This window comes from Lactobacillus sp. ESL0677 (assembly GCF_029392875.1).
Lineage (GTDB): Bacteria > Bacillota > Bacilli > Lactobacillales > Lactobacillaceae > Lactobacillus.
Genome location: NZ_CP113946.1, coordinates 364,205 through 390,773, shown reverse-complemented (window position 1 = coordinate 390,773; position 26,569 = coordinate 364,205). Strand labels below are relative to the sequence as shown.

At 39.9% G+C, this 26,569-nt stretch carries 29 protein-coding genes; 6 read left to right on the top strand and 23 right to left on the bottom strand.

The features are described 5' to 3' along the window. The first annotated feature begins 1 nt into the window (after window position 1). Window positions 2-652: a VTT domain-containing protein gene (locus OZX76_RS02015; protein ID WP_277180529.1), complete on the top strand. Its 651-nt coding sequence runs from the start codon at window positions 2-4 to the stop codon at window positions 650-652. A 13-nt stretch (window positions 653-665) separates the two neighbouring features. Here the strand turns inward: OZX76_RS02015 and OZX76_RS02010 are convergent, their stop codons facing one another. Genes OZX76_RS02010 through OZX76_RS01990 form a run of 5 tightly spaced genes read right to left on the bottom strand, consistent with a single transcriptional unit; the run spans window position 666 to window position 4,368 of the window. Continuing rightward, window positions 666-1,274: a TIGR01906 family membrane protein gene (locus tag OZX76_RS02010; RefSeq protein WP_277180528.1), complete on the bottom strand. Its 609-nt coding sequence runs from the start codon at window positions 1,272-1,274 to the stop codon at window positions 666-668. Continuing rightward, window positions 1,271-2,044: a TIGR01457 family HAD-type hydrolase gene (locus OZX76_RS02005; protein ID WP_277180526.1), complete on the bottom strand. Its 774-nt coding sequence runs from the start codon at window positions 2,042-2,044 to the stop codon at window positions 1,271-1,273. Before OZX76_RS02005 ends, OZX76_RS02010 begins: the two co-directional genes overlap by 4 nt. Next, the gene (locus OZX76_RS02000) at window positions 2,045-2,647 is read right to left on the bottom strand and encodes a YutD family protein (RefSeq protein WP_277180523.1); all 603 of its coding nucleotides are present in this window, start codon (window positions 2,645-2,647) and stop codon (window positions 2,045-2,047) included. It abuts the gene before it with no gap. Window positions 2,648-2,652: 5 nt separating this feature from the next. After that, window positions 2,653-4,023, bottom strand: coding sequence for a bifunctional UDP-sugar hydrolase/5'-nucleotidase (locus OZX76_RS01995; RefSeq protein WP_277180521.1), 1,371 nt, complete (start codon window positions 4,021-4,023; stop codon window positions 2,653-2,655). A gap of 12 nt (window positions 4,024-4,035) precedes the next feature. Next, window positions 4,036-4,368, bottom strand: a complete 333-nt coding sequence (locus tag OZX76_RS01990) for a hypothetical protein (RefSeq protein WP_277180519.1) — start codon at window positions 4,366-4,368, stop codon at window positions 4,036-4,038. Between the two features lie 87 nt (window positions 4,369-4,455). On the opposite strand from OZX76_RS01990, the gene OZX76_RS01985 reads away from it, so the two are divergent. Continuing rightward, a complete protein-coding gene (locus OZX76_RS01985) occupies window positions 4,456-5,826 on the top strand; it encodes a glycerophosphodiester phosphodiesterase (protein ID WP_277180517.1) in 1,371 nt (456 codons plus the stop codon). Between the two features lie 64 nt (window positions 5,827-5,890). On the opposite strand, the gene OZX76_RS01980 is transcribed toward OZX76_RS01985, so the two are convergent. Further along, window positions 5,891-6,892 (bottom strand): substrate-binding domain-containing protein, encoded by a 1,002-nt coding sequence (locus tag OZX76_RS01980; protein ID WP_277180515.1) that lies wholly within the window; start codon window positions 6,890-6,892, stop codon window positions 5,891-5,893. A 147-nt stretch (window positions 6,893-7,039) separates the two neighbouring features. Here OZX76_RS01980 and OZX76_RS01975 point away from each other — a divergent pair, with 147 nt between their 5' ends. Beyond that, window positions 7,040-8,146 carry a Xaa-Pro peptidase family protein gene (locus tag OZX76_RS01975; RefSeq protein ID WP_277180513.1) on the top strand — a complete coding sequence of 369 codons (1,107 nt, stop codon included), beginning with the start codon at window positions 7,040-7,042 and terminating at the stop codon, window positions 8,144-8,146. A 59-nt stretch (window positions 8,147-8,205) separates the two neighbouring features. On the opposite strand, the gene OZX76_RS01970 is transcribed toward OZX76_RS01975, so the two are convergent. Beyond that, window positions 8,206-8,568 carry a DUF1269 domain-containing family protein gene (locus tag OZX76_RS01970; RefSeq protein WP_277180511.1) on the bottom strand — a complete coding sequence of 121 codons (363 nt, stop codon included), beginning with the start codon at window positions 8,566-8,568 and terminating at the stop codon, window positions 8,206-8,208. 18 nt (window positions 8,569-8,586) lie between these two features. Then, window positions 8,587-9,012 (bottom strand): DUF948 domain-containing protein, encoded by a 426-nt coding sequence (locus OZX76_RS01965; RefSeq protein ID WP_277144135.1) that lies wholly within the window; start codon window positions 9,010-9,012, stop codon window positions 8,587-8,589. Window positions 9,013-9,124: 112 nt separating this feature from the next. On the opposite strand from OZX76_RS01965, the gene OZX76_RS01960 reads away from it, so the two are divergent. Then, window positions 9,125-9,940: a mechanosensitive ion channel family protein gene (locus OZX76_RS01960; RefSeq protein WP_277180509.1), complete on the top strand. Its 816-nt coding sequence runs from the start codon at window positions 9,125-9,127 to the stop codon at window positions 9,938-9,940. A gap of 40 nt (window positions 9,941-9,980) precedes the next feature. Here OZX76_RS01960 and OZX76_RS01955 read toward each other — a convergent pair whose 3' ends face one another. Beyond that, window positions 9,981-10,601 carry an XTP/dITP diphosphatase gene (locus OZX76_RS01955; RefSeq protein ID WP_277181466.1) on the bottom strand — a complete coding sequence of 207 codons (621 nt, stop codon included), beginning with the start codon at window positions 10,599-10,601 and terminating at the stop codon, window positions 9,981-9,983. Further along, window positions 10,598-11,404: a glutamate racemase gene (murI, locus tag OZX76_RS01950; protein ID WP_277181463.1), complete on the bottom strand. Its 807-nt coding sequence runs from the start codon at window positions 11,402-11,404 to the stop codon at window positions 10,598-10,600. Before murI ends, OZX76_RS01955 begins: the two co-directional genes overlap by 4 nt. A 79-nt stretch (window positions 11,405-11,483) precedes the next feature. Between murI and OZX76_RS01945 the strand changes: the two genes are divergently transcribed. Both OZX76_RS01945 and mscL read left to right on the top strand, forming a co-directional pair. Then, window positions 11,484-11,888, top strand: a complete 405-nt coding sequence (locus OZX76_RS01945; protein ID WP_277180507.1) for a YslB family protein — start codon at window positions 11,484-11,486, stop codon at window positions 11,886-11,888. A gap of 310 nt (window positions 11,889-12,198) precedes the next feature. Then, on the top strand, window positions 12,199-12,567 hold the full coding sequence (mscL, locus tag OZX76_RS01940; RefSeq protein WP_277180505.1) for a large-conductance mechanosensitive channel protein MscL: 369 nt from the start codon (window positions 12,199-12,201) through the stop codon (window positions 12,565-12,567). A 46-nt stretch (window positions 12,568-12,613) separates the two neighbouring features. Here the strand turns inward: mscL and trxA are convergent, their stop codons facing one another. From trxA to OZX76_RS01875, 13 genes are all read right to left on the bottom strand, one after another. Continuing rightward, a complete protein-coding gene (gene trxA / locus OZX76_RS01935) occupies window positions 12,614-12,925 on the bottom strand; it encodes a thioredoxin (RefSeq protein WP_277180503.1) in 312 nt (103 codons plus the stop codon). Window positions 12,926-13,003: 78 nt separating this feature from the next. After that, a complete protein-coding gene (locus OZX76_RS01930; protein ID WP_277180501.1) occupies window positions 13,004-15,358 on the bottom strand; it encodes an endonuclease MutS2 in 2,355 nt (784 codons plus the stop codon). Between the two features lie 57 nt (window positions 15,359-15,415). Further along, window positions 15,416-15,721: a DUF1292 domain-containing protein gene (locus OZX76_RS01925; RefSeq protein ID WP_277134296.1), complete on the bottom strand. Its 306-nt coding sequence runs from the start codon at window positions 15,719-15,721 to the stop codon at window positions 15,416-15,418. Window position 15,722: 1 nt separating this feature from the next. Continuing rightward, complete coding sequence (ruvX, locus tag OZX76_RS01920) at window positions 15,723-16,151, bottom strand: Holliday junction resolvase RuvX (RefSeq protein WP_277180499.1); 429 nt, start codon at window positions 16,149-16,151, stop codon at window positions 15,723-15,725. Then, window positions 16,151-16,408 (bottom strand): IreB family regulatory phosphoprotein, encoded by a 258-nt coding sequence (locus OZX76_RS01915; protein ID WP_212781015.1) that lies wholly within the window; start codon window positions 16,406-16,408, stop codon window positions 16,151-16,153. The genes ruvX and OZX76_RS01915 overlap by 1 nt, the downstream gene beginning before the upstream one ends. Window positions 16,409-16,460: 52 nt before the next feature. Then, a complete protein-coding gene (gene alaS / locus OZX76_RS01910; RefSeq protein WP_277180497.1) occupies window positions 16,461-19,100 on the bottom strand; it encodes an alanine--tRNA ligase in 2,640 nt (879 codons plus the stop codon). Between the two features lie 249 nt (window positions 19,101-19,349). Then, entirely contained in the window at window positions 19,350-20,642 is a 1,293-nt protein-coding gene (locus tag OZX76_RS01905; RefSeq protein ID WP_277180496.1) for an SLAP domain-containing protein, read from the bottom strand. A gap of 305 nt (window positions 20,643-20,947) precedes the next feature. Then, window positions 20,948-21,538, bottom strand: a complete 591-nt coding sequence (locus OZX76_RS01900; protein ID WP_277180494.1) for a histidine phosphatase family protein — start codon at window positions 21,536-21,538, stop codon at window positions 20,948-20,950. A gap of 97 nt (window positions 21,539-21,635) precedes the next feature. After that, a complete protein-coding gene (locus tag OZX76_RS01895; protein ID WP_277180492.1) occupies window positions 21,636-22,700 on the bottom strand; it encodes an LLM class flavin-dependent oxidoreductase in 1,065 nt (354 codons plus the stop codon). 141 nt (window positions 22,701-22,841) lie between these two features. Then, the gene (locus tag OZX76_RS01890) at window positions 22,842-23,435 is read right to left on the bottom strand and encodes a histidine phosphatase family protein (protein ID WP_277180490.1); all 594 of its coding nucleotides are present in this window, start codon (window positions 23,433-23,435) and stop codon (window positions 22,842-22,844) included. 108 nt (window positions 23,436-23,543) lie between these two features. Next, a complete protein-coding gene (locus OZX76_RS01885; protein ID WP_277180488.1) occupies window positions 23,544-24,098 on the bottom strand; it encodes a hypothetical protein in 555 nt (184 codons plus the stop codon). Between the two features lie 126 nt (window positions 24,099-24,224). Beyond that, the gene (gene nadE / locus OZX76_RS01880; protein WP_277180486.1) at window positions 24,225-25,055 is read right to left on the bottom strand and encodes an ammonia-dependent NAD(+) synthetase; all 831 of its coding nucleotides are present in this window, start codon (window positions 25,053-25,055) and stop codon (window positions 24,225-24,227) included. Beyond that, entirely contained in the window at window positions 25,052-26,530 is a 1,479-nt protein-coding gene (locus OZX76_RS01875; RefSeq protein ID WP_277180485.1) for a nicotinate phosphoribosyltransferase, read from the bottom strand. The genes nadE and OZX76_RS01875 overlap by 4 nt, the downstream gene beginning before the upstream one ends. Window positions 26,531-26,569: the final 39 nt, after the last annotated feature.

The following is a 26,569-nucleotide window of genomic DNA, read 5'->3' as shown; positions in this document are numbered from 1 at the left end:
TATGGCGTTAATCAACTTTATCTTGCACATTGATCACCACCTAATCACAATCGTCAGTCAGTTTAGCGGTTGGACCTACCTCATCCTATTTGGCATTATTTTTATTGAAACCGGTCTGGTCATCTTTCCGTTTTTACCCGGGGATTCGCTTATTTTTGCAGCGAGTTCAATGGCCGTTAATCCGAAATATCAACTTGATATTTGGCTAGTGTACCTAACGGTTCTGCTAGCGGCGGTCCTAGGTGATGCATGCAATTATGAGCTTGGCGCCCGATCTATTAATGCCGGCAGCCATTATGCTTGGTTTAATAAGTTAATTAACCAAAAAAATCGCCTAGCAGCCGAAAAGTTTTTTGAACGTCACGGTCCAATCACCATTGTAATCGGACGTTTTATCCCGTTCATTAGGACCTTTGTTCCTTTCATTTCCGGCGGCAGCAAAATGCACTACGGTAAATTCGCGGCATACAACATTGTCGGCGGCATTCTCTGGTGCGGTGTGTTCACCACCATTGGCTTTTTCTTCGGCAACATCCCGTTTGTCAGGAACCATTTTTCAATTTTAATCCTAGCTATAATCTTGATTTCTGTCATTCCGATTTTAATTGTTGCATTAAAAAAACGCATCACACCAAAAAAGGAGTTCCACTAAGGGAACTCCTTTTTTAACGCTGTAATAATTTTTCAGCAAAGTATAATTCATAAATAATTCCACCAACCGCAAAACACGAGGCAAAAAAACCTTCTGTTAGCACATTGATAATCGGATCAGTTGCTGGGTCAAATAACCACGTATTACTACCCGCAAACAGCACATGGTGAAACAAAACGAAGAAACTGTCAAAGTTTGTCACGGCAAATGGCAAAATTGCAATCGGCAATAGTAAAAATAGTAGTGCCCAAACTTTATTTAGCTTTAGCACATTACCTTTTTGTCGCCGACCCCAAAAATAAATTGCCAGACAACACAAAAAGGCAACAATTGCCAAGATAAACAGCTTCTTTACTGCCGCAAAGTGCTGTGCTGCCATCGGCGAAGTTGGCAAGTCACGCATGTGCAATACATGCTTAAACGGCCAAACCAAATACCACATCAGTTGATTATAATTGTGCATTACTTGACCAATCGTCAGTTTCACCGTTTTGTTTGTTTTTTGGACAACAATAAACACCAAAAGCAGCGGCCAACTAGCAACAATTGCACCCACTACGCTACTCGTAATTGCAAATACGAAATGATAAATAATCGTCAGAATACTATTTTGCTTGTTCATAATTCAAATTGATCCAAACTGCCAACGACATAAGTTGGTTGCCGCTTATCCTTAATATCGCGCGGCTGCGTAATTCCAGTGGTTACTAATAATTGGTCAACTTGGCTATTAAAACCGGCCTTAATATCAGTATCATAATTATCGCCAACTAAAATCGCGCGCTCCTTGGAGCACTTCATTTTGGCCAGCGCCATCTCAACAATAATCGCTGACGGCTTACCAATATACAACGGTTCTTGACCACTAGAAACCGCAATCATCGCACACTGCGACCCATTTCCCGGCAATAATCCTTCATCGCTAGGTAAATTAACGTCAGCATTAGTTCCAATAAACGTTGCGCCACTTCTGATAGCGTCAGCAGCAATTTGAACCTTCCGGTACGTTAAATCGCGATCCATCCCCACAATGACATAGTCTGGGTGGCGCGGGTCTAATTCAAAATCTTTTTGCTGCAAAAATTCATGCCACAAGCCAATCTCACCAATTAAATAAAATTTCAATGGTGTCAATTGCAGATTCTGCCTTCTAAGATAGCTCACAGTCGCCATACAAGGCGTATAAACGTGTTCTATGTCCGTCTTAATCCCATGACCCGCCAACTTATCCACGACCATCTGCGGCGTTCTCGTGGTGTTATTGGTCAAGAATAAATAATCCTTGCCTACTTGCTCTAACCGATGAACAAAACGCACACCTGCAGCAATTGTATCCTTGCCGCGATAAATCGTACCATCAAGGTCAATCAAAAATAATTGATAATCTTTCACTTACTTGCTGCCCTTTCTCTTTTTAATTACAAAAGAGTGATGATTGCTGTGTTCTTTTTTAACCGCAACCGTTTCTTTTTTCTTAAAAGTGGTCTTATGCACTCGCCGCTTTTTAAATACGACTGTCTTCTTAAAACGCGCACCAGTTCGTCTGTGCCCAGATTGCCGGTAGTTACCGTTACCACGCCAATTTTTCTGACTGCTAGAGTGATAATGATGAACCGGACTGAGCAGCTGCAAAATAAAGTAACCTGTTCCCGGATTACAGTATTCCATCAAATAATCTGCAATCGTCTGCTCCTTGCGGTCAATCGCTGTCCGCATATTATCTTTATAAAAACCCTTTAGTCGTAAATGGTCACTGGAAACATCCCCCACCAAAAAGTCATATTGATCGAGAAACGGATCATACTTTTGCCGCAAAACCTCAACATCCAGTGCTTCTCTTTTGTTAACAAGTATTTGATAAAGCTGCTGGTTAATCTTAACTTGATCGCCAACTTGGCCAACAATAGCCAGTGGGTGGCGTAGCGGCTGATCTTCAGTAAACTTATTATTCCGTTCCGGCTTTTTTGAACTATCTGCTACTGTCTTATCCGTCATTTACTTCACTTCCTACCAATCGGGTATTTTTTGGCTAAATAACTGCCAACAACTTCCCGCAAAAATTGCGGAAATAAAAATTTATTATCGCCCACAATTGCTAATGTCGGAAAAAACGGCACTAGTACGTAGTGGTCCAGCACCGCGATCTCGTATTTTTTGAGCGGGTCAATCTGCTTGCCATTAACATAAACAACGCGGCTAATCGGGTCAAATTTAATCCCCTTATAATGCATTTGCCCAAAAATCTTCCCGCGAAAGCTCATCCCCTGCAACGGAAAATGATCGAGAAAATGCCGATTTTTTTCAATTTCCATGACTAACCGCCACAAATCGCTGCCTTTTAAGGTTGAGCGTACAACGTGCATTGAGTGCGGCAAACTCCTTTGTAAATCGTATTTTGTTAAAATGCCCTTTTTGAACGGATCTAAAAACAAGCCCGAACTGAGCATTGCTAGGTCTGTCCCAGCAAAATTAGCAATTGCATCAAGCGACACTTGAATAGTAGCCTCGCGATCATTCGCAAATTTTTTTGGTAAATCCGCAACTTGTTCCCGCATTAAAATATCACGGCCGCGGTCTTGATAACTTTGAATTACTTCTTCATCATCCGGCTCCGCCTTCATCAGACTTGTTGGTTCAACGTGGGGCACAATCTTTTGCACGTGGTGCTGATCATCAAGTTCCAACCGAATATTGCCAACATAGTTACCCCACTTGCCCGTCTGTGTCAGCCAGACGCCATTAACTTGTTCACCATGCTTTAATAAATCGTGGCTGTGACCGCCGACAATTAGATCAATCTGTGGATAATTTTCTGCCAAAAAGCGATCCATGTTCAAGCCAATGTGGGTTAACAGAATTAAGACATCGTACTGACCCTCAATTTCAGGCAAAACCGCATCCATTGTTTCCCTTAACATCTTAACATGCCAATGATTAGGCAGATAAGACAAAGGATAAGCCGCCGTCAAACCAATTAAGGCAATTCGCGTGCCCTTTTTAGTAGTTAGAATTTTATCTTGCACGCACCAATGCGGCAACGTCTCATCTTCCTCGCGCAAATTAGCCAAAATCACCGGAAATTTGGCGCGGTCAAACAGCCGCTCAACCACTGCATGAGAATTAGAAATGCCCTCATTATTGCCAATAGTAATTGCATCATAATTAAACGAGTTCATTAAATCAATATTGGCTTGACCATATGTTGCATCGGTTAGTGGCTGCGAACGATCCATAAAATCACCGGCATCAAACGTGAAAACTTGGTCAACCGATTGATCCTGCTGGGCAGCTTTTAAATACCGCCCAATTTTAGGAAAATGCTCAAAATGCGAGTGTAAATCATTGGTATGTAAAATGCGAAGTGTTTCCATTATGCTGCTCTTTTATCCAATCTGGTTAGATTTCAAAATCATCTGATAGGCATCCCGAATTTTGCCCTTTGGCTTATCCCATTCAACCCAACTCGGATTTTTCCAATCATCCTCGTTAGTTAAAGTTTCCAGATGATAATTCTTATTAATATATTCTTCATAAGTCATCAACGCTTTAGTACGTGGAATATTCAATTGCAAAATCCGGACATTCTTAATCATGCCATGATCAACAGCCAATTCTGCAATACCATTTTGATCAATATTTGAAATTTCAAAGTACTTGCTGCCGTCGTTTCTGGTAATTTCTTCAATTAAATCTAACTCTTCATATTGTTGATCCATTAACCTCGCCTCCATGAAATAAAAACTTTTGCTATATAGCAAAAAATGTGCAACCATGCTATTGTATTAAGCGATAGAGGTGTACACATGAAACGATATAGCCATCTAATTCTGGCTCTTTTTTTTAGCTTAATCTTTGTCATAACCAGCGGCTTTACCGTTGTCGGTCACAGAGGCGATCCGAGCAAATACCCTGAAGAAACAATTCAGAGTGACGACTCGGCCTTCAATTCTGGAGCCGATTACGTTGAACTCGACCTGCATCTGTCTTCAGACGGAGTTTTAGTTGTCTCACATGATGATGATTTATTTCGAGTTACTCATACACATGCAATTGTATCACAAAATACTTGGCAAACACTTAGCCAATTAACATATGATAACGGTGAACATGTACTTAGCTTGGACCAACTCTTTGAGCATTACCAAAAGCGGCCAAATACAAAATTTGTTTTAGAAACCAAGGTAGACCACTCCGTCGATCCATCTTACCAATTAGAAGATGAAATTGCGCAAACAATTAAAAAATACCACATGCAAAATCGCGTTATGATCCATTCTTTTTCGGCAGCTAGTCTGTTTCATCTGCGGTCACTAATGCCAGATGCATATTTGATTTTGCTTGTTGGCAGTCTCAAACGCATGAATTTCAGCAATTTGCCGCAAGTTAACGCAGTCAACGTGTCATCCGACGTTATTCAAGAGCATTCTTGGCTGATACACTGGCTGCACTTACTTAATAAGCAGGTGTATGTTTGGGCGGAAATGGATGAGTCACCTACTCTTTGGCACTGGCTAATTAATAAAAACGTTGACGGCGTGGTCACTAATTATCCGACTACCGGTTTTAAATATAAACTAGCCAAAGAAGGCACCAGTAAGTACGATATTCACCGCAGCGGCGTTTATTTTGGTAAAAGCAAAACGCCAATCATGATGAACCCATACGTCCGCATTAAGCAGCACAAGTACATTCATCCTGGACAAAAGCTCAACGTCATGTATGGCGTCCGCGCTCATAACCAACTGTATTATCAGGTTGCTGACCAAACTTTTATCTCAGCTGAATTTGTCAACCTCGACTTAACCGCTCGCGACATTGCACCTTATCAGGATAAGCAAATCATCGCTAAACCGCAAAAACAGGTGCCAATCTACCGCCTGCCTGATAATCAATCAAAGACTGATAAAACCTTGCCAGCTAATACACTCCTTAAGATTGCTAATTTTAACGGCAGTCCTAAAAGTCTATGGCTTTATACTAGATTAGGCTGGGTCAAGGCTCAAGATATTTTGTTTTACGGCTTTTTTGATCAACAAAGTTGGGAAAGCTACCGCCAATTACCGCGCATAAGTCGCTATCATAATATTGCGCTAACAGCTTACTTACCACAGATGGCGCCGCGAATTAAGACTACTCCAGAGCTGATTAAAGCCACCATACAAATAATTCACTAACAAAAAAGCGATTCACTAAACTGTGAATCGTTTTTCTATGCTTAAAGTTTTTCTATGCTTAAAATTATTGGTTGCTCGTACTTTGCTTCTTCAATAATTCGTATGGTAACTCAATCTGCGTATCCGTTACTTCCTCGTTGTTCATCAACTTGGTCAACATTCTCATCGCAACAGCACCCATGTCATATAATGGCTGACGAATTGCGGTTAACGCTGGTCGCACAACCGAAGCGATTTGAGTTGCACTTGCCGTAATAATTTCTAGGTCTTCCGGCACTTTCTTACCAGCATCAATCGCTGAGTTTAAAATACCAACGGCAGTAATATCGCGAGTAACAACTACGCCGTCAACACCGTCTTGAAGCAAACGTGAATACAAGTTATAGCCATCTGAATGGTCCTTAATATTCTCGTAAACCCGGCCTTCACCCAAGTGGTGTTCTGCCATAAATTCCTTGTAAGCTGGAATCCGACACTCAGCATTAACAACAGCATCGGCATCCCCAACAACCAAGGCTAAATTACGTTTGCCATCATTGTACAGTAAGTTCAATGCTTCGGTATCAGCTTTACGGTAATCAATCGTCACTGACGGAAATTCCTTGTGATTGTCCCTTGTTCCTGCTAAAACTACTGGCGTGTCGGTACGCTTAAATGCTTCAACTGCTTCTTTTGGTAAGCAATTTGACATGTAAATTACCCCATCAACCTGCTTATTTAGCAAACCTTGGATTGCTTGGTCTTCACGCATTAAGCGATTTTCAATACTTGTAATAATAATATTGTACTTGTATAGCAAAGCAATGTCATCAATCCCTTTTGATAATTCTGCAAAGTACAAGTTGGTTAAGTCCGGCACAATCAACCCAACAGTTGTTGTCCGTTTAGAAGCTAGGCCTTGAGCAACAGCATTTGGTTGATAATGCAGGCGATTAATAACCGCCATAACCCGTTCACGCGTGTCTTTACGCACATTTGTATTGCCATTAACAACCCGTGAGACTGTCGCCATTGAGACTTCAGCTTCGCGAGCAACGTCATAAATTGTAATATCTTGTTTACGCATCCTTCGTTCCTCCGTAAAAATTCTCAATATAGAATTTACCATGAATTGCAAAAAAGTGCAAACGTTTACAACTATTCTTTCATTTTTTCACACTTAGAACATGATATACTTTTCATGATTAAGATTTATTTTGAAAGGAACATTAAGATGAATTTAAATAAATTACAAGAATGGCTACAAAGCTCTGGTAATGATGTAGCTTACATTTCTAATCCAATTACTATTGCATATTTCACTGGCTACGAGATGGAACCCCATGAACGTATTTTTGCTCTACTTGCCTTTAAAGACAGCGATCCCTTCGTTTTCGTCCCCGCATTAAATGTCGAAGAAGCCAAAAATTCTGCTTGGGATGGCGACGTTTATGGTTACCTCGATTCAGAAGATCCTTGGGCAATTATTGCTGACAAAGTTAAAAACAGAACGAGTGAATATCACAAGTGGGCTCTAGAGAAAAATAATTTATCTGTTGCCCATTATCAATTAATCCATGAACAATTTTCAGATGCCGATTTTAGCGGGGACGTTTCCAACTTTATCGCTAAAATCCGGTTATACAAGACTCCTAGTGAAATTAAGGAATTGCAGGCTGCTGGTCGTGAAGCCGACTTTGCTTTTCAAATTGGATTTGATGCCATCAGAACTGGTGTAACTGAACGTTATATTGCTGGTCAAATTGACTACCAATTAAAATTACAAAAAGGTGTCATGCACGAAAGTTTTGAAACCATTGTGCAAGCTGGCGCTAATGCCGCCAATCCTCACCTTGGGCCATCAATGACCAAAATTAAGCCAAACGAATTAATCTTGTTTGACCTCGGAACAATGCACAACGGCTATGCTTCTGACTCAAGTCGAACTGTTGCTTACGGTGAACCTAGCGCAAAGGAACGGGAAATTTACGAAATCGATCGCGAGGCCCAACAAGCTGCAATTGATGCCGTTCGTCCCGGAATGACTGCTTCAGAACTTGACGGCGTTGCACGAGATATTATTACCAAGGCCGGTTATGGTGAATACTTTATCCACAGACTTGGCCACGGAATTGGTAAGGACGTGCACGAGTACCCATCAATTGTTCAAGGCAATGATTTAATCATTGAAGAAGGCATGTGCTTCTCAATTGAACCTGGTATTTACATCCCCGGTGTTGCTGGTGTAAGAATTGAAGATTGCGGCGTTGTTACTAAAGACGGCTACCAACCATTCACCCACACTGATAAGGAATTGAAAGTTTTACCACTTAAAGATTAATTATCAAATAAAAAGCACCAGGCAGAAAAATCTGTCTGGTGCTTTTTTATTAACATTATTTATTCTTGTGGATAAATTGGTGATTCAACATCAGTGTCGTTTTCGGCATCGTGCAAATCAGCAACTGTGTTTTCCGCATTGTCACTTTGAGCAACATTTTCATTCGAATCGTCAATCACAATATCATCGAAATCTTTTAATTCAGAATCATCTTCAACATTCTTAGGAAATGATGCTAATTGATTCTTAACAACTTCGGTACCGTTGTCATATTTCTTCTTCAAGTCTTGAACAGTATCGTTATTCTTAACTTTATTCTTTAAATCGTCAACTTGATCATCAGTGACAAACAATGATCCTGCAACAAATCCTGCGGCACAACCAACGATTGTACCAAATAAAAAACTTGTAAATTTTTTCATAAAAGTAACTCCTTTTACTTAATCTTCACCTTTACGACGCTTGCGCCGTGCAAACATTGCTGTTAAAGCAGAAGAAACAGCCCCATTACGCTTAAAATGAACACTGCTGAACCGCTTTGCCATTTTCCGCGAAGAAGCATTAACATCTGAGACACTTTCACCTAAATCTGCAGCTGCTTGAACAACTGGATCTAAGGTCTTCATCTTGACATTAACATCAGCTAGCAAGACATTGGTCTTGTCAAGCAAATCATTTGTTTGGTCGAGCAAGCCATCAACATCTTTGGCAACTTGCTGGATTGACTCATTCGCAATTTGAATTGTTTTCTTTGCTTCTTTAGTAGCCTTTGCGGCACGAACCAGCACCGGAATAGCGAAAAGTACTAAAATTAGTAATGCAACAGCAGCAATTAAGCCTGCTAGCGCACCATAGGAAATTTCCATCTTCTACCTCCAATTTTGCTTCTAAAAAAAGTCTAGCATGTAAACACTTTAATCTCAACCGATATGTAAATATTTTGTTATAGTTAATGTACATCCATGAAAGGTAAACCCAATGAATAATTTACTTAAAATAAATCGACAGTTTTTAAAATTAAACTGGGACAGTATCGGTGAACATTTGCTAACTGTAATCTGGCAGCTAGTCTTATCAACAGCAATCTTTTATATCATTGACTACTGCGGCAAAAGAATTATAAACCATTATTTAAAGCATAGTAAACGACCCCAAAATAAGCGTACTAGAACCGTAGCTGCTTTAATAAATAGTATTTTTAGCTATACCGTAATTTTCTTTTACTTATTTGGAGTTTTATCGATTTTGGGGATTCCAATTGGGACTCTTTTAGCAAGTGCCGGCATCTTTTCCCTAGCTTTAGGAATGGGCGCACAAGGCTTTGTCAGCGACTTAGTTAACGGCTTTTTCATTCTAAGTGAAGACCAATTTGACGTCGGCGATATTGTCCAAATTAATAATCAAACGGGTACTGTGGTTCAGTTGGGACTTAGAACCACGCGGCTCAAGGGCACTGACGGATCCATTATCTACATTCCTAACCGCAATATTTCAATTGTGCAAAATCTGGCTCACGGCGGCATTGGCCTTGATATTACCTTGCAATTAAATGTCCAAAATGACTTTAACAAGGTTCGCGCGCTGATTAAACAGGCAAATAATCAGGTCGGGCTTGCTAAAAAGACGTTAGTGCAAGGACCTAAGATTATCGGCATCACTAGCCAAACTGCAAAAACCGTCAACTATGTGATCCACTTCCAAGTTAAACCCGGCAGAGAAAAAGACGTGCAGGATATTTACTTAGCGGCTTATCTCAAGATTTTACAAGACAACAAGATCACTTTAGCAGGATAGAAAAAGGTTAACTCACTTACATTGAGTTAACCTTTTTTAATTAATTAAATTGTGCCAACCATTCCGGCCATGCTGCAAGCAACTTAACAATTGCCCGGCCGCGATGCGACAGGCTATTTTTTTCATCCAAAGTCATTTGCGCAAAAGTTTTACCCGTTTCTGGTACATAAAATAGCGGATCATAGCCAAAGCCATCTTCGCCGCGGGGTGCTGCCAGAATCTGCCCAGCACATTGACCATCAACTACAAGATCATGGTCAAACTGACCTGGCATTGAAGCAACAATCGTTGTATTAAACTTGGCTGTTCTTTTTTCTTGTGGAACACCGCCAAGCTCTGCCAATAATTTTGCATTATTCTGGGCATCATTATGACCTTCACCAGCATAACGCGCAGAATGCACTCCTGGGGCGCCGTCAAGCGCATCAACCATTAACCCAGAATCATCGGCAATTGTAGTCATTCCACTAAAGTCAGCAAGTTCGTGTGCCTTGAGCTTGGCATTTTGTTCAAAAGTTGTGCCGTATTCATCCACAATTGGTGGATTGTCCAAGTCCGCATTAGTTTTAATCACAGCTTCAATCCCTGCCTGTGCAAAGGCCCCACGCAACTCTTTAACTTTACCTTGATTAGTCGTCGCAAATAGAATTTCTTTCATCAGTAATCTTCTCCCTTAATCAAATGTCGCGCCCTAAATGCCGGATCGTTTAAAAATTTGCTGCCCAATTCATTAAACATTGCTACATCACCAGTTGTGTAATATTCATGTGTCGGTTCATTATCAGCTGTACTTAGTAAACCATCGCGTTCCATAACGTTTGCCGTGTATTGTGCTACTTGATCAGCCGGATCAACCAACTTAACTTTATCCCCAAGAGCTTGGGCAAACTGAGCCTTAATTAATGGATAATGGGTACACCCCAAAACTAACGTATCAAATTCCTGCGTCATAATCGGAGCTAAAGTTGATTTAACTGCTTCAAGGCAAGTCGCCTCATCAGCATCTTGCTCAATTAGCGGCACCAACTTGGGTGCAGCTAATTCAGTTACCTTAATTTCAGGATCACGAAAGTTAATTTCTTGTTGATAAGCGTGGTGAGAAATCGTATAGTTCGTTGCCACCACGGCAACTTTTTTGTTTTGCGTTGTTTGTGCCGCCAGAAGTCCCCCAGATTGGATAACACCAACAATTTGTTGGTCAACTTCTTGTTGAATAGCAGTCATTGCGGCAGCTGTTGCAGTATTGCAGGCAAAAATAATTAGCTTAACGTTTTTACTTAATAAAAACTTAACACTTTGCCGCGTAAGGTCAATAATGTCTGCTTGTGACTTGTCGCCATAAGGAATGTTGGCATTATCCCCAATAAAAACCGTTGATTCATGCGGCATTTTTTGCAGTACTTTTTTTACGACACTTAACCCACCAACACCGGAATCTAACAGACCAACTGGACGATTGTTCATCATACAAAATTCTCCCTAAAAGTTTTCTACTTATCAATTTTACGGTAAAATAGAAAAGAATAAAAGGGATGAATACTTTATGCAAAATAATGAGCAAAGCGAACACGTATATTTTATTAATCAATTGTACCGTGACTTCATCTTACCGCAAATCTTAGGCGATGACGATGACGCTATCTTATATTGGGCCGGTAAGCGCGTCGCCCGCAAATATGATTTAGCCTCCTATGAAGACGTCAATAGCTTTTTTGCGACAGCTGAATTTGGTACTTTAACTAAAATTAAAGAAAAGCGGGCAACAATCATTTTTGAATTAAGTGGTCAAACTGTCATCGACCGCCTGAATAGTGACAGTCACGAATTTTCGCTTGAGGCTGGTATCGTCGCCGAGGCAATGCAAAAGCAAAACGGCCGTATTACTGAATGTGACGTGAACATTGATGAAAAAAAGCAAAAGGTCCAATTAATTGCTCAATTTGATTAACCACTTTTGTTAAGTCATATGCTTAATTACTATGACTATTTTTACACTTATTTTGAGCAAAACATGAATAATTTTATGTTAAATTCTTTATTTAAGATGCTTTTTGATTATTTACAAACTATTATTGCAATATTTAGTGGGCTTTCCTTTTTCAATTGCGGCAATCACAGCAGTTGTGCTAAGTCTCCTTCTTAGTAAGAAACTATCAATAATTGTATAGTACAAATATATTTTTCAGTAGCAATCTAATCTATTTTTTACCACTTCTTTGTCATCTTGACCTATGATTAAGGTATATAGGAGGACAAAAATGCTTAAAGAATTTAAAGAATTTATTCAACGCGGCAACGTCATTGATTTGGCCGTTGGTGTAATTATCGGTGGTGCCTTTACCAATATCGTCAATTCTCTGGTCAACAACTTGATTAATCCACTAATTGGATTATTTATTGGCAAAATTGACCTTTCAAATCTAGTTTTACGAGTTGGCGGCGCAACTTTTAAATACGGCGCCTTTATCAATACAGTAATTAACTTTTTAATTATTGCAATCATCGTATTCCTCTTAGTTAAGGGAATTAACCGACTAACTAAGCATCAACCAGAAAAAGAGGCACCAGCTGGACCGACAACTGACGATTACTTACGTGAAATTCGTGACCTCTTAAAAGAAAAATAACATAACAAAAAAAGAGCTTCCCGCTTTTGCGGGAGGCTCTTTCTTACTAATCAGTATATTGACTTAAGATTTGGTCAAGCTTTGGCTTTGGTGTATAACCGGTCAACCGATCAACAATCTTACCATCTTTTTTAATAATCATTGTTGGAATCGCCATAATTCCTAAAGCGCTTGGCGTTTCTTTATTTTGATCAACGTCCATCTTAGTGAACTTAACGTCTTGACGTTCCTCAGCCAATTGCTCAACAACTGGTGATTGCATCTTACATGGACCACACCAAGTTGCCCAAAAGTCTGTTAAAACAACACCATCTTTAGTTTCTTCTTCAAAATTTTCATCTGTTAATTCATCAACCATGAAAATACCTCCTACATAAACTTACGTTATCTCTTAATGATTTTAGTATAGCAAGCTGACTTACTTTTTACAAGTGCTTTACTTTAAATGAACAATTGTTGCGCCATTGCCACCTTCGTTTGCTGGCGCATAATTATAACTCTTAACATGGTTGCTAGAAGCCAAATATTGCCAAACACCCTTACGAATAGCTCCAGTACCAATACCATGAATAATTGTCACAACATCAAGTCCAGCTAACAAAACCGAATCAAGATAGCGATCAAGATTGGTCATAGCTTCCTCATAGCGTTGACCGCGCAAGTCAAGTTCACTACGAGCATTGCTGCGACGATTAGCACTAGTGGCACGTACCGTTTTTTGTGGTTTAGTCTTAATTTCACCCGAAATCTTTTCAACATCGCGATCACTAACTTTAACCTTAATAATCCCCATTTGCACTTCATATTGGTGCTCACCTAGGCGTTTAGTAATTGTTCCCACTTGACCATAAGACAAAACTTTAACCCGATCGCCAACTGTAACATGATGCCGCTTCTTTTCACGCTGCAACACCTTATTGTGCGCCAGATTTTCTTCCTGTTTTGCTAATTGGTTAAATTCACCCTTGGCAGCGATTACCTCATTTTGCTTAACACTACCGTGCTGCTCTTCCAACTTGGCAATAATTTGATCGGCTTTCTTGCGCTTTTTAGCAACAACCTCATTTGCCCGTTCTTGCGCAAACTCAAGTTGCTTTTGCACACGTTGATTATACCAATCAAGTGCCTGCTGCAATTTTTCCGCTAACTTTTCACTGCGGTCAAGGCTACTTTCCAAATGATTACGAGCATCAGTTGCTGCCTTAGTCTGCTTGTCTAAGCGCACAATCATGGTATTAATATCCGAATTTTCATCAAACATCAATTCCTGCGCCATTTTAACAACATCCTCACGCATTCCCAGCCGCCGCGCAATTGCAAAAGCATTACTGTGACCAGGAATCCCAATCTGCAAACGGTAAGTTGGTGATAATGTCTTCACATCAAATTCCATCGATGCATTACTTGTCCGCGAGCGATTATAGCCGTACAGCTTTAATTCTGGATAGTGCGTTGTGACCATGATTTTAGCTTTTTTCTTACGCAAAAAGTCTAAAATACTAATTGCCAGACTGGCACCTTCTTCTGGATCAGTCCCAGCCCCAATTTCATCAATTAAAACTAGTGTCTGATCGTCAACCTTTTTCATAATTTGAATAATATCGTTGATGTGCGATGAAAAAGTACTGAGCGACTGCTCAATTGACTGCTCATCACCAATATCAGCACAAATATCTTTAAAAACGCCAACCTGACTGCCTTCAGCAGCTGGAATAAATAAACCAGCTTGTGCCATTAATTGTAAAAGACCAGTTGTCTTGAGCGTAATTGTTTTACCACCAGTGTTAGGACCGGTAATTAACATCGTATCAAATTCAAGTCCCAAGCGAATATCATTAGGCAAGACCTTATCTGGATCAATCAGCGGGTGGCGTGCCTGCAATAAATTCAATTCATGATTTCGACTTAATTTTGGTTCAGTTGCTTTCATTGCCCGAGCTAGATGTGCCTTAGCCTGCAAAAAGTCCAGTTCGGTTAAGGCCGTGGCAATTGCATCGAGTCGCGCCACTTCTTCACGTGCTAAGTCTGATAATTGCCGTAAAATGCGGTGAATTTCTTGCCGTTCTTGAGCCAATAAATTCTGTTGGCGATTGTTCAAACTTAAAACTGCACCGGGTTCCACGAATAAAGTCTGCCCACTGGCACTTTGATCATGAACCACACCGCCAAATTTTGCCCGATATTCTTGTTTAACCGGAATAACATAGCGGTCATCACGAATGGTCACGATCTGCTCTGATAAATATTTACTGCTACTGCCCTTAGTATAAGCATCCATTCGCATCTTGATTTCTTCGTCATTACTCTTTAAGTCGTGGCGCAAGCGAGCCAAGTTGCTTGAAGCCGTATCCAAAATCTCACCGTCAAAGTCAAGCGCGCGTTTAAGTTCGTTCAATAACATTTCGGGAACATCTAACTTAGAGGCAATTCCTGCAATTGCCTCTAAGTTTAGTTGTTCGCCATTAACATCTGCCAAAAAGCTATTAACTTCATTGGCCAATACCAAAACAAGCAGGATATTCCCCAGCTCTTTAGCATTTAAATTAGCTTTGATCCGCAAACGCTTGGTACTAGGACGGACATCCTCAAAATCGGTCAGCGGCAATTGACCCTTAATTCGCAATAAATTAACTAACGCCAAAGTCTGCTTCAAAGATGATTCGACTTGAGCAAAGTCACCACTAGGCTTTAAGTTTATTGCCCGCTCCTTAGCTGGTGCCGTAATTGCTTGATCTGCCAACCTTTGCGTAATTTTAGAAAATTCCAACGTTTTTAATATTTTGTCATTCATTAGTCGTCTATTTTTCTCTATTAATAAAAAAAGACTGGCTAAGCCAGTCTTTCTTCTTTATTCACCACTTAAACGGTCATCATCCAAGAAAGTATTCAACACCCCTTGAACCATGTTCCATTCGTCGTCTGATTCAATTTCGTGCAAATCGCTGCTGGTCACATCGCCTGCATCATCAGCATCATAACTAAATGCTTGAACTTCAACTTCTTCATCATCGCCTACTGCAGCTGGATAAAGTAAGATGTAAGACTTGTCATAGTCATCTGAATGAAATGTAAATAAAACTTCGTATAATTCTTCATTACCCTTGTCATCAACAAGGGTAATTTGCCGGTCATCACCGTGAACTTCTTGTGTCATATTAATCCTTTCGGTGTAAGTCTAAATAATTTTGTAAAATCAAGACAGCGGCCATTTGGTCAATTACTTCTTTGCGCTGGTGGCGGTCATGCATGCCAGCTTCTTCTATCAAGACCCGACGCGATTCAATCGTTGTCAGGCGCTCGTCTGAATAATATACGGGCAAGCCAAACTTAGCAGTCAACCGCTCACCATAAGCTTTACTGCGCGCAACCGAATTGCCAGATGTACCATCCATATTTTTGGGTAAGCCCAAGACAAAACCATCCGCATCATATTGCCGCACGATTTTTTTAAGTGGGCGCATCCCAAAACTAAACTTAGCCTCATCAATTGGAATTGTTTCTACCTTTTGGGCAGTAATCCCCAATTCATCGCTAACGGCAACGCCAACCGTCTTAGACCCGATATCTAAACCTATTAAACGCATTACTTGTCTTTTCCAAGATAACTTTTGACAAGTTCTTCAATAATTTCATCACGCTCATGCTTCAAAATCAAATTACGAGCGTCATTGTGCCGCGGAATGTATGCTGGATCGCCAGACAATAGGTAGCCGACAATCTGATTAATTGGATTATAGCCCTTTTCCTCAAGCGCATCATATACATCTTGGAGAGTATCATAAACATTCTTGCCTTTATTTTGATTAAAATCAAAATGCATTGTTTTATCTAGCGAACTCATTTTCATTCCTCCTAACACAATTTTACTTGAAAAACAGTTCAAACTCAATCAATTAATTTTTAGTAATTATTTCAACAACTGCCTTAATAGCATCGTCAAGGCCTTCTGGCTTCTTACCACCAGCTTGAGCCATATTTGGTCGGCCACCGCCGCCACCACCAAAGATTGGTGCAGCTTGCTTAATTAAGTCGCCAGCCTTCAAGCCCTTGTCTAAAGCCTTTTGACTCAAACTAATAATCATGTTTGCCTTGCCATCATTAGCTGCTGCTAAGACTAAGACATCTGACTTATTGCCACTCTTCCACGTATCAGCAAGTTCACGCAAATCATTCATTCCGCTAACGTCAGCCTTCTTGGCAATAACTGTCAAATTGCCAGCTTGTTCAACATCATTAAAAATTTCACCGGCCTTAGCTTGGTTAATCTTCAAGTTTAGATCTTCAACTTGCTTTTGACTGTCATGCAGTTCTTTTTCAAGGCTATCAATCTTATCGATAATGTTTTCTGGCTTAGTTGATTTAACTTCTGCTTGAATATCATCGAGTAAGTTCGACCGTCCAGCTAAGTATTCGTAAGCCTTCTTAGACATAACCCCTTCAATTCTTCTGACGCCGGCACCAACTGCTGACTCGGAAGTAATCTTGAAAATTCCGATTTGGTTGGTGTTGTCACAGTGTGTCCCACCACAGAACTCACTAGAGAAGTCACCCATTTGAACAACGCGGACCTTATCGCCGTATTTACCGTCGAACAAGGCCAACCCGCCCATCTTCTTACCGGTTTCTTCATCAGTAACTGTCGTCTTAACATCTAAGGCTTCCCAAATCTTTTGGTTGACCAAAGCTTCGACTGACTTAAGTTCCTTATCAGTTAATGGTTCAATGGCTGTAAAGTCAAAACGTAAATAGTCAGGTTCAACTAAACTACCGGCTTGGTGAGTATGGTCACCCAAAATGCTGCGCAGTGCTGCATGAAGCAAGTGCGTTGCTGAGTGCGAGTGGCGCAAGCCTTCGCGGCGGTCACGGTCAATCTTCAAGACGTATTCTTGACCCTTTACAAGTGGCAAAACTACTTGAACAAAATGCATGTTTTGGTCGTTTGGTGCGTGTTGCACGTCGGTTACTTCGGCAACAAGTTCACCTTCTTGATCGTAAATTGCACCGTGATCAGCTACTTGACCACCACGTTCTGCGTAAAATGGTGTTTTATCAAAAATTAAAGTAGCAGTCTCACTATCAGTCTGGTCAACCAATTCATCATTAACGATAATATCGATTAATTTAGCGTGCTTTTCTTCATAAACACCATATTCAAATTCAGACTTATCCTTAATATTCATTAAGGTAACATCTTGAGCACCCATTGATTGCAAGTCACCACGAGCATTACGTGCTCGGTCTTTTTGCGCCTGCATTTCGGTGTCAAAGCCCTTCTTATCAATCTTTAAGCCGGCATCTTGAGCGGATTCAAAGGTTAATTCATAAGGAAAACCATAAGTATCAAATAACTTAAAGGCATCCTTACCAGAAATAGTTTTATCGGCAGAATTTTGCGCCTTTGCAATCAAGTCATCAAGCAAAGTCAAGCCAGATTCAAGCGTTACTTGGAATCTTTCTTCCTCATTCTTAATTACCTTAGCAATAAAGTTCTTTTGCTCTGTCACTTCTGGATAGTGGCTCTGCATAATTTCACCAACAACTGGCACTAATTTATAAAGAAAAGCACCCTTGATACCCAAGCGTTGACCATTTAAGTCTGCACGACGGATTAGTCGACGTAAAACATAGCCGCGACCAGTATTTGATGGCAAAGCACCATCGGCAATCGCAAAGCTGACGGTTCTAACGTGGTCGGCAATAATCTTGAATGCCGGCGTGTTTTCATCATCAATCTCATACTTCTTGCCAGCCGTCATTTTTTCAGTTTCATGGATAATTGGCATGAACAAGTCGGTTTCAAAGTTAGTTGGTGCATCTTGCAAGATTGACAGAACCCGTTCTAGTCCCATCCCTGTATCAATGTTCTTATGAGGCTGATCAACATATTTGCCATTAGCTAAGTGGTTATATTGTGAGAACACAATGTTCCAAATTTCAAGGTAACGTGCATTTTCACCACCCGGGAAGTTTTCTGGGTCGTCTTCTGCAACATCGTTATTTTCTTGACCGCGGTCATAAAAGATTTCGGAGTCAGGACCACATGGGCCTTCACCAATGTCCCAGAAGTTTTCTTCTAGCTTCACAATGTGGTCTTCAGGCATCCCTGTCTTCATCCAAATTTCTTGTGCTTCGGTATCTTTAGGATAAACGGTACAGTACAGTTTATCCTTATCTAAACCTAACCAGTCAGGACTAGTTAAAAACTCCCAAGCCCACGGAATTGCTTCCTTCTTAAAGTAGTCACCAACCGAAAAATTACCAAGCATTTCAAAGAAAGTTTGGTGACGCGCGGTTTTACCAACGTTCTCAATGTCGTTAGTTCTAATTGATTTTTGTGAACTAGTAATTCGGTGGTTCTTGGGCACAACTGAGCCGTCAAAATACTTCTTCATTGTGGCAACTCCAGAGTTAATCCACAATAATGTTGGGTCATCTTGCGGAATCAGTGATTGACTCGGCAATACCATATGGCCGTGTTCTTTAAAGAAGTCCAAGAACATTTGTCTAAATTCAGAACTTGTCAGTTTCTTCATTAATATTCTCCTTTTTTGATAAAATAAAAAACACTGTCAGCAAACTTGAGGACGCTACTAAACGCGGTACCACCTCAATTGCAACAGTGCTTGTTACCTCTTAATTATTATTATTTAACGCTGCAAGGAGCATTTTTCAAGCAGCCATAAACCCTTCTCAGCACACGGTTTTCTCTTTGAATGACTAACTCAAAAAACATATCTTCAGTTAAAAATAATTGTACTACTTGAACAATCTTTGTCAATGCTTTAATTAGACTTAGGTGCGTCCCACTTACCATCTTGATTCTGTGGCAATTTCATTTCATTAATCAAATTCTGTAAAATAGCAGATTCTTTGGCAACATCAAACTTATTACTAATTCGTGATTCTAAAATATACTTTGCTTGCTCTATCCTTTGAAGATATTGCTCAGCATAGCCATTAACTAAATTAGGGTTATCATGATAGCATTTTTCAATATCTGGTGCTTGGTCAACCAGTGCCTGCAATTCTGACTTATCTGCAGTTGTCAGTAACTGCTGCCCATTAAGCGCTGCCTCAGGAGTATTATCAATCTGTAATTGGGGACCATAAATATATTTCACATCAGCTGCCTTAATTAGATCAAATTCATTTTTATTATAAATATACCGGTAATTATATTGTAACTGATAAAATAATTCTGGCTTTTCTTGACCCGGTAAACGTAAATACAGTTCCTTAACTACTGCTTTTTCAGCACCCTTTTTATCGACTAATTCTTCAACTTTATGGGAATCATTCTTAGTACTAACTATTTGGATAGCTTTTTCACCTTTTTCGGTATAAAGATTTGTATCCTGAGTAACAAGAACATGCATGAATTTTCCATAAGGTAGCAAACTAGCATTAATATATGTCGTGCCTACAGTCTCATCATCCTCATCATGATATTGGCAGAGAAATTGATTGGTACCTTTAATATGATACAAATTAGCATATTCATCCGCGTCGGTCATCTGCATTTCATCACCATCAGCTTCTGAATCAATCGTTATCTTTTGTCCTAGTTTAAAGTTCTGCTTAACAAACTTTTCCTGCTTGACATCATAAACATAAATCGTCTTAGCATCTTTATTAAACATTTTCTTAGTAATGGTCACGATTGCCTGATTAGCTAAAACTTCATAGCCATTAACTAAGGACACATTGCCAGCCTTGATATAACCACCATGACCGATATTATAATACAGCTTGCCCTTAATTGTTTTATAAGGTAAAGAAAACCAGTTCCAATCCTTATCATGAAAAGAATAACGCTTAGTTCTTGGATCAGTAATCGCTTTAGGCTTTTCCGAAACTTTCACGGTTTTCTTAGTAGAAAGAAGAGCACTATGACCTTGGTAGTACCATAATTTTTGCCCCTTCTTATTATAAACACGTGACTTATGAGCTAATTGCAATTTAGTTGTCTGACTAGCATTAACAGTTTGAGCATGATTAAAATTATTAATTCCCGTCCAACCAGTTACTAATAATGCAGCAGACAGTAACGCCAACATTTTTTTGCTTTTCTTCATCAAAATACCTCCTTAACCTAATATAAGAAAAAGAAGTCCTGCCAGTTTGCAGGACTTCTTTAACTTCCGAACTATTGGGAAGAACCTTACGGGTTCTCTAACTGCTTCTTCTTGCAAAATTATTACTCAATAGCGCTACCTTAACTATTAAGTATAAGTCGTACATTCAAAAACAGTTACTGCCCACAAAACTTTTTAGTTCTTGTTCGATTTCTTAATTATAGCAAAACATTTCTAGGCGAAAAAGCCTTTTCAAAAAAGTTTACAACAATTTTTAGCCAAATATTTGGTTTCTAAAAATTCAACTATAATTTGTGTGGCTCAAACATTTCCACAAAAATAAACTTGCCAGTAGCCGCATCATAAGTAAAATGTAGCACGCTGCAATTAGGCAAATCCTTAATTTTAACTACTTCTGTGCTTGTCATCCACTTAACTAAAAACATTAAAATAGCCGCACCATGACTAACTACCAATATCCGTTGATTATCAGACTTCGCCATAATTTGGTTAATTGTCTTATCCATTCTGTCCATGACCTGCATTGCTGCTTCACCACCATAAGGAACAAAAAAGTTGGCTTGGGTGGCATCAGTAAAGACAAATTTAGGCAGTAAATATTCTGGCTGAGCCTCAAACAAGCCAAAATTCCATTCCTTTAGCCCCTTTAACCGCTCATACGGCTGCTTAGTCACTAATTCCAAAGTATCACTTGCTCGCTCTTGCGTTGAGGCAAATGCATGATCAAATGTTAAGCTTTTCTCTTTAAGGTACGCGCCCATTTTAACGGCATCCTTAATTCCAGCTGCAGTTAACGGTGAATCAACTGCACCTTGAACTAACTTGCGTTGATTAAAAATTGTTTCGCCATGACGCATTAAATATAAATTTTTCATTTTAATTCTCTCTTGTTAAAAGCAATCGCTATTTTTATTTACATATTTTAACAATCCTAAAATAGCCATACAAGACCTATCTTGCATGGCTATTAGATTATTTGAATTGATAAGTGCCAGAATTAAGCAAATCCTTCACCATCGGCACAACCTTTTGTCCATATAAACGTAAAATGTTCTCTCGCATAGCAGCAGTTTGACCCCCAGCACCATAAATAAAGTCAAATCGTTTAACACCAACTTGCGTCATTTTGTCGGCAATCTTATGAGCAACATGCTCAGGGGTACCAATATAGTAAGAACCCGTTTGGATTTCATAATCAAAGTGTTCCTTGGTCATCGGCGGCCAATTACGATCGGCACCAATCCGATCCATTGAGCGCCGCAAATATTTCCAGCCAATCTCATACGCTTCTTCATCAGTTTCTGCGATTACTCCGTGTGAATGCATCCCCAACGGATATTGCGGATTATGATATTGCGCAGCTGCGGCATTATATAAGTCAACATAAGGCCGAAATCTTGCTGGATCACCACCAATAATTGCCATAATTACTGGAAAACCATAGTGTGCTGCCCGAATAACAGAACTTGGCGTGCCGCCAACGCCAATGTAAGTATCTAGCTTATGTCCCGTAATCTTAGGATAAATTTCGACATTATTTAAGTCCTGGGTGTATTCACTTTCCCAGGTTACCGGCTTACCCTCACGCAACTCGTTAAACATAGCAACTTTTTCTTCAAATAATTCGTTATAATCATTTAAGTCATAGCCAAATAACGGAAATGATTCAGTAAACGAACCGCGACCAAGCATGATTTGAGCACGGCCACCCGAAATATTATCCAAAGTTGCAAACCGCTCATAAACGCGCACTGGGTCATCTGAACTTAAAACCGTTACCCCAGTACTCAGCTTAATTCTCTTAGTCACACTAGCAATCGCTGCCAACATAATTTCGGGACTAGAAATAGCATATTCTGGTCGGTGATGTTCACCCAAAGCAATTACGTCAATGCCCAAGTCATCTGCTAACTTAGCCTCCTTGATAATTTGCTGGAGGGCCTTATCGTAAGTCACCGGCTGTTTAGTTGCGGGATCATCCGGCACATCGCCAAACGAATCCAAGCCAAAAATTAATTCGTCATTTATTCGTACCATGTTCTACCTATTCTTTCTTTTTACTTACTTTTTGTAAGTTTAATATGAGTAACACATTACACGAATTTTTCTGGTCAAGCAAGAATTTATGCTTTTAACTAAAAAAGCATTGCTAGTAACTCCTAGTAATGCTTATTTTAACTATTCTGATAAATTACACACATCGATCATCTGCTCAAATGTAAATTTGCCAGCATCATATCCAAGTCGCAAGACACAACAATTAGGCATATCCTTAACTTTTTCTGCCATTTCTGCAAACGACATAAAATTAGCCAAAAACATCCACATCGCTAATCCATGACTAACCACTAACACTCGCTGATGCTTGGGACGAGCCATAATCTCACTAAGCGTCTTTTGCATTCGCGCCATCACCTGCTGCGTTGACTCACCACCGTACGGTACAAAAAAACTGGCTTCGGCTGGATCTTTAAAAGTAAACTTGGGCAACAGGTATTGCGGTTGCGCTTCAAACAAGCCAAAATCCCATTCTTTGAGTCCCTTTAACCGCTCATAAGGCTGCTTAGTCACTAGTTCCAGTGTATCGCTTGCCCGCTCTTGCGTTGATGTATACGCATGATCAAAGGTTAAGCCTTGTTTTTTCAAGTATGCGCCCATTTTTTGTGCCATTTTAATGCCGTCTGCCGTTAAAGGCGAGTCAACAGCTCCTTGAATTAACTTGCGCTTGTTAAATACAGTTTCACCATGACGCATCAAGTAAAGTTCTTTCATCAATATATTGCTCCTTTATTTAAATAATTATTGCTATTTTACGCGTTTTAATGCTTAGATTCTAATAATTATTAAAATAAAAACTGGCAGTTTGATACAATTGCAAAATTATTGCAGATATGAAAATTGATGATAGTGCTTCTTCTGTAATTTTTTAGCTAATTTTGGTGTTTTATAGGCATGATAGTCAGCCCAAACGCCGGAACCATAAGCACTTGTTAGAACTTTATGTCCCTTTAATTGCGAAACGTTGATAAAGTTGCCGGCACCAGCTGCATCACTCCAGCCATGAATGCCGACCCAGCTAAGGTTTTGGAACTTTCTCTTTTCTGCAGTTACCCAATTCTTAGTACGGGCAAGCTCTGCTTTATCCGTTGTTGCCGGATCATGAGCAACATCAGCATGCAAGACAAGATGGGAAAATTTTTTACCATTACTGAAATCCGTTATTGTCTTTTTACCAATAACTTCTTTACACAACTTTTTACCATTGTAATAATACCAAGTGCCGCGCAGCTTCTTAGGATAAGTCGTAAGGTAATTGCTGTTATCTTGAGTAGTTTCCTGTGCCGGTTTAACGGCTGCAGCAACTGGGCTGACCGCTGTTAAACCACTACCTGCTAAAGTTGCGGCTGCTACTAGTAAAATATATTTGTTTTTCATAAGAATGCCTCCTTTATTTATTAAGGATAGTATAACAGATTTTTACCAAAATTATACAAAAATATTACATTTTTATTACAAAATGTAATATTAGCGTAATAAAAAAAGCCGCTGGCTAGCGACTTTTTATTTTTGATAAAAATCATCGAACACAGTTACCGGCAAGTGCCGTTTATGTTCGCTCTTTAACCATAATGCTTCAATCTGCTTTGCAGCAGCTTCTGAAACCGTGCGGCCTTCTAAGTAATCATCGACTTCATCATAAGTAACACCGAGCACCTTTTCATCAGGTAAGGATGGGCGGTCTTCCTCCAAATCAGCAGTTGGCGTTTTGAGATAAAGGTGCTTAGGACAACCCAATACCTCAAGCATCTGCTTACCTTGCCGCTTATCTAACCGGAACAACGGCGTAACATCCGCAGCACCATCACCATACTTGGTATAAAAACCGCTAAAGTTTTCGGCAGCATGATCGGTACCGACTACAGCACCATTATGAGCGCCAGCAATTGCATACTGGACAATCATCCGTTCCCGCGCTTTAATGTTGCCCTTATTGAAATCCGTAATTGTCTGGCCAGCTGCTTCTAAACTCGCAACCGTCGCATCAACACTTGATTTAATATTAACAATCAAGTCCTGATCTGGCCGCTGAAAAGCCACAGCATCAGCGGCATCTTGGGCATCAGCTTGAACGCCATAAGGCAGGCGCACAGCAATAAATTGGTAAGAACTATCGCCAGTTTCGGCGCGCAATTCATTAATTGCCATCTGCGTTAATTTTCCCGTTAAAGTAGAATCTTGGCCACCAGAAATACCTAGCACATAAGATTTTAAAAAGGGATTAGCCTTTAAATAATCTTTTAGGAAGTCAACGGACCGTCTAATTTCTGTTTGTGGGTCAATCTCTGGTAACACGTGCTCGTAAGCAATTATTTCTTTTTGCAGTGGTCTCATTTAGCTGCATTCCTTTCGGTAATTTTTTGACGAATATCTTTAATCAAATTCATCTTGCTGTCATACAAGTCTTGTGACAAGTCAATCGGATATTCCTGCGGATTAAGCATCCGTTTGTATTCATCCCACAGGCCATCAAGATTTTGGGCGCAGAATTTTTTAATGTCGATTAATTTAGGCTGGTCATAAACAAGCTTGCCATCCTTGAAAATTTCCTTCAATAGCGGCTCAGCCGTATAATCAGTCACAACCTTATTGATATAGGTGTAGTGCGGGTGAAACATGTACAGTGAATCAAATTTGCGCGGATCAACACCGCTGCGAGCTATCCAGTCGCCCTCATTCTTCTTTTTCCGATTAGCCGAAATCCGCCAAACCTGCTTTTTGCCCGGATTCGAAACCTTAATTGCATTTGAAGAAATTTTAAGCGTGTCATGCATCTGACCGTGCTCATCTGCCATTGATACCAACTTATAGACAGCACCAAGAGCAGGCTGATCAAAAGCAGTAATGTACTTGGTACCAATACCCCAGACATCAATTTTAGCACCCTGCATCTTTAAGCTGGTGATCGTTGTTTCATCAAGGTCATTAGAAGCAAAGATTTTAGCATTCGGATAACCAGCATCATCCAATTCCTTACGTACTTGTTTAGAAATGTAGGCAAGATCCCCAGAATCAATGCGCACACCTTGAAAATTAATCTTATCGCCCATTTCGTTAGCAACCCGAATGGCATTAGGAACACCGCTGCGCACTGTATCATAAGTATCAACCAAGAAAACACAATTTTTATGCGTTTCAGCGTAAACTTTAAAGCCCTCATACTCGCTGCCAAAGGCCTCAACTAATGAGTGGGCATGAGTTCCAGAAATAGGAATGCCGAATAATTTGCCGGCACGGACATTACTTGTGGAGTCAAAGCCACCGATGTAAGCAGCACGTGTTCCCCAAATAGCAGCATCAGCTTCTTGCGCGCGCCGACTGCCAAATTCCATCACGCCATCACCCTGAACAGCCAATTTAACTCGTGCAGCTTTAGTTGCCAGTAGCGTTTGAAAGTTAATAATATTTAAAATTGTCGTTTCAACTAATTGACATTGGGCTAGTGGTCCCTCAACTTGAATCAGCGGCTCATTGGCAAAGACAATTTCGCCTTCACGCATTGAACGCACGCTCAATTTAAATTCGAAGTGGCGCAAATAATCTATAAAATCATCATCATAGCCAACTTCTTCCTTTAAATATTGGAGGTCACTTTCCTTAAATTTTAAATTTTTCAAGTACATAATAACGTGTTCTAGTCCAGCAAACACTGAATAGCCGTTACCAAATGGTTCAGTACGATAAAAAGCTTCAAAAACGGCATTACGGTCAGCTATTCCCTTTTTGAAGTAGGTGTACATCATATTTAATTCATACAAGTCTGTATGCAAAACCAAAGAATCATCTTGATCTAATTCTTGATAAAACATTTTATCCCCTTATTAATTTTTTCACTAATATTTTTGTTC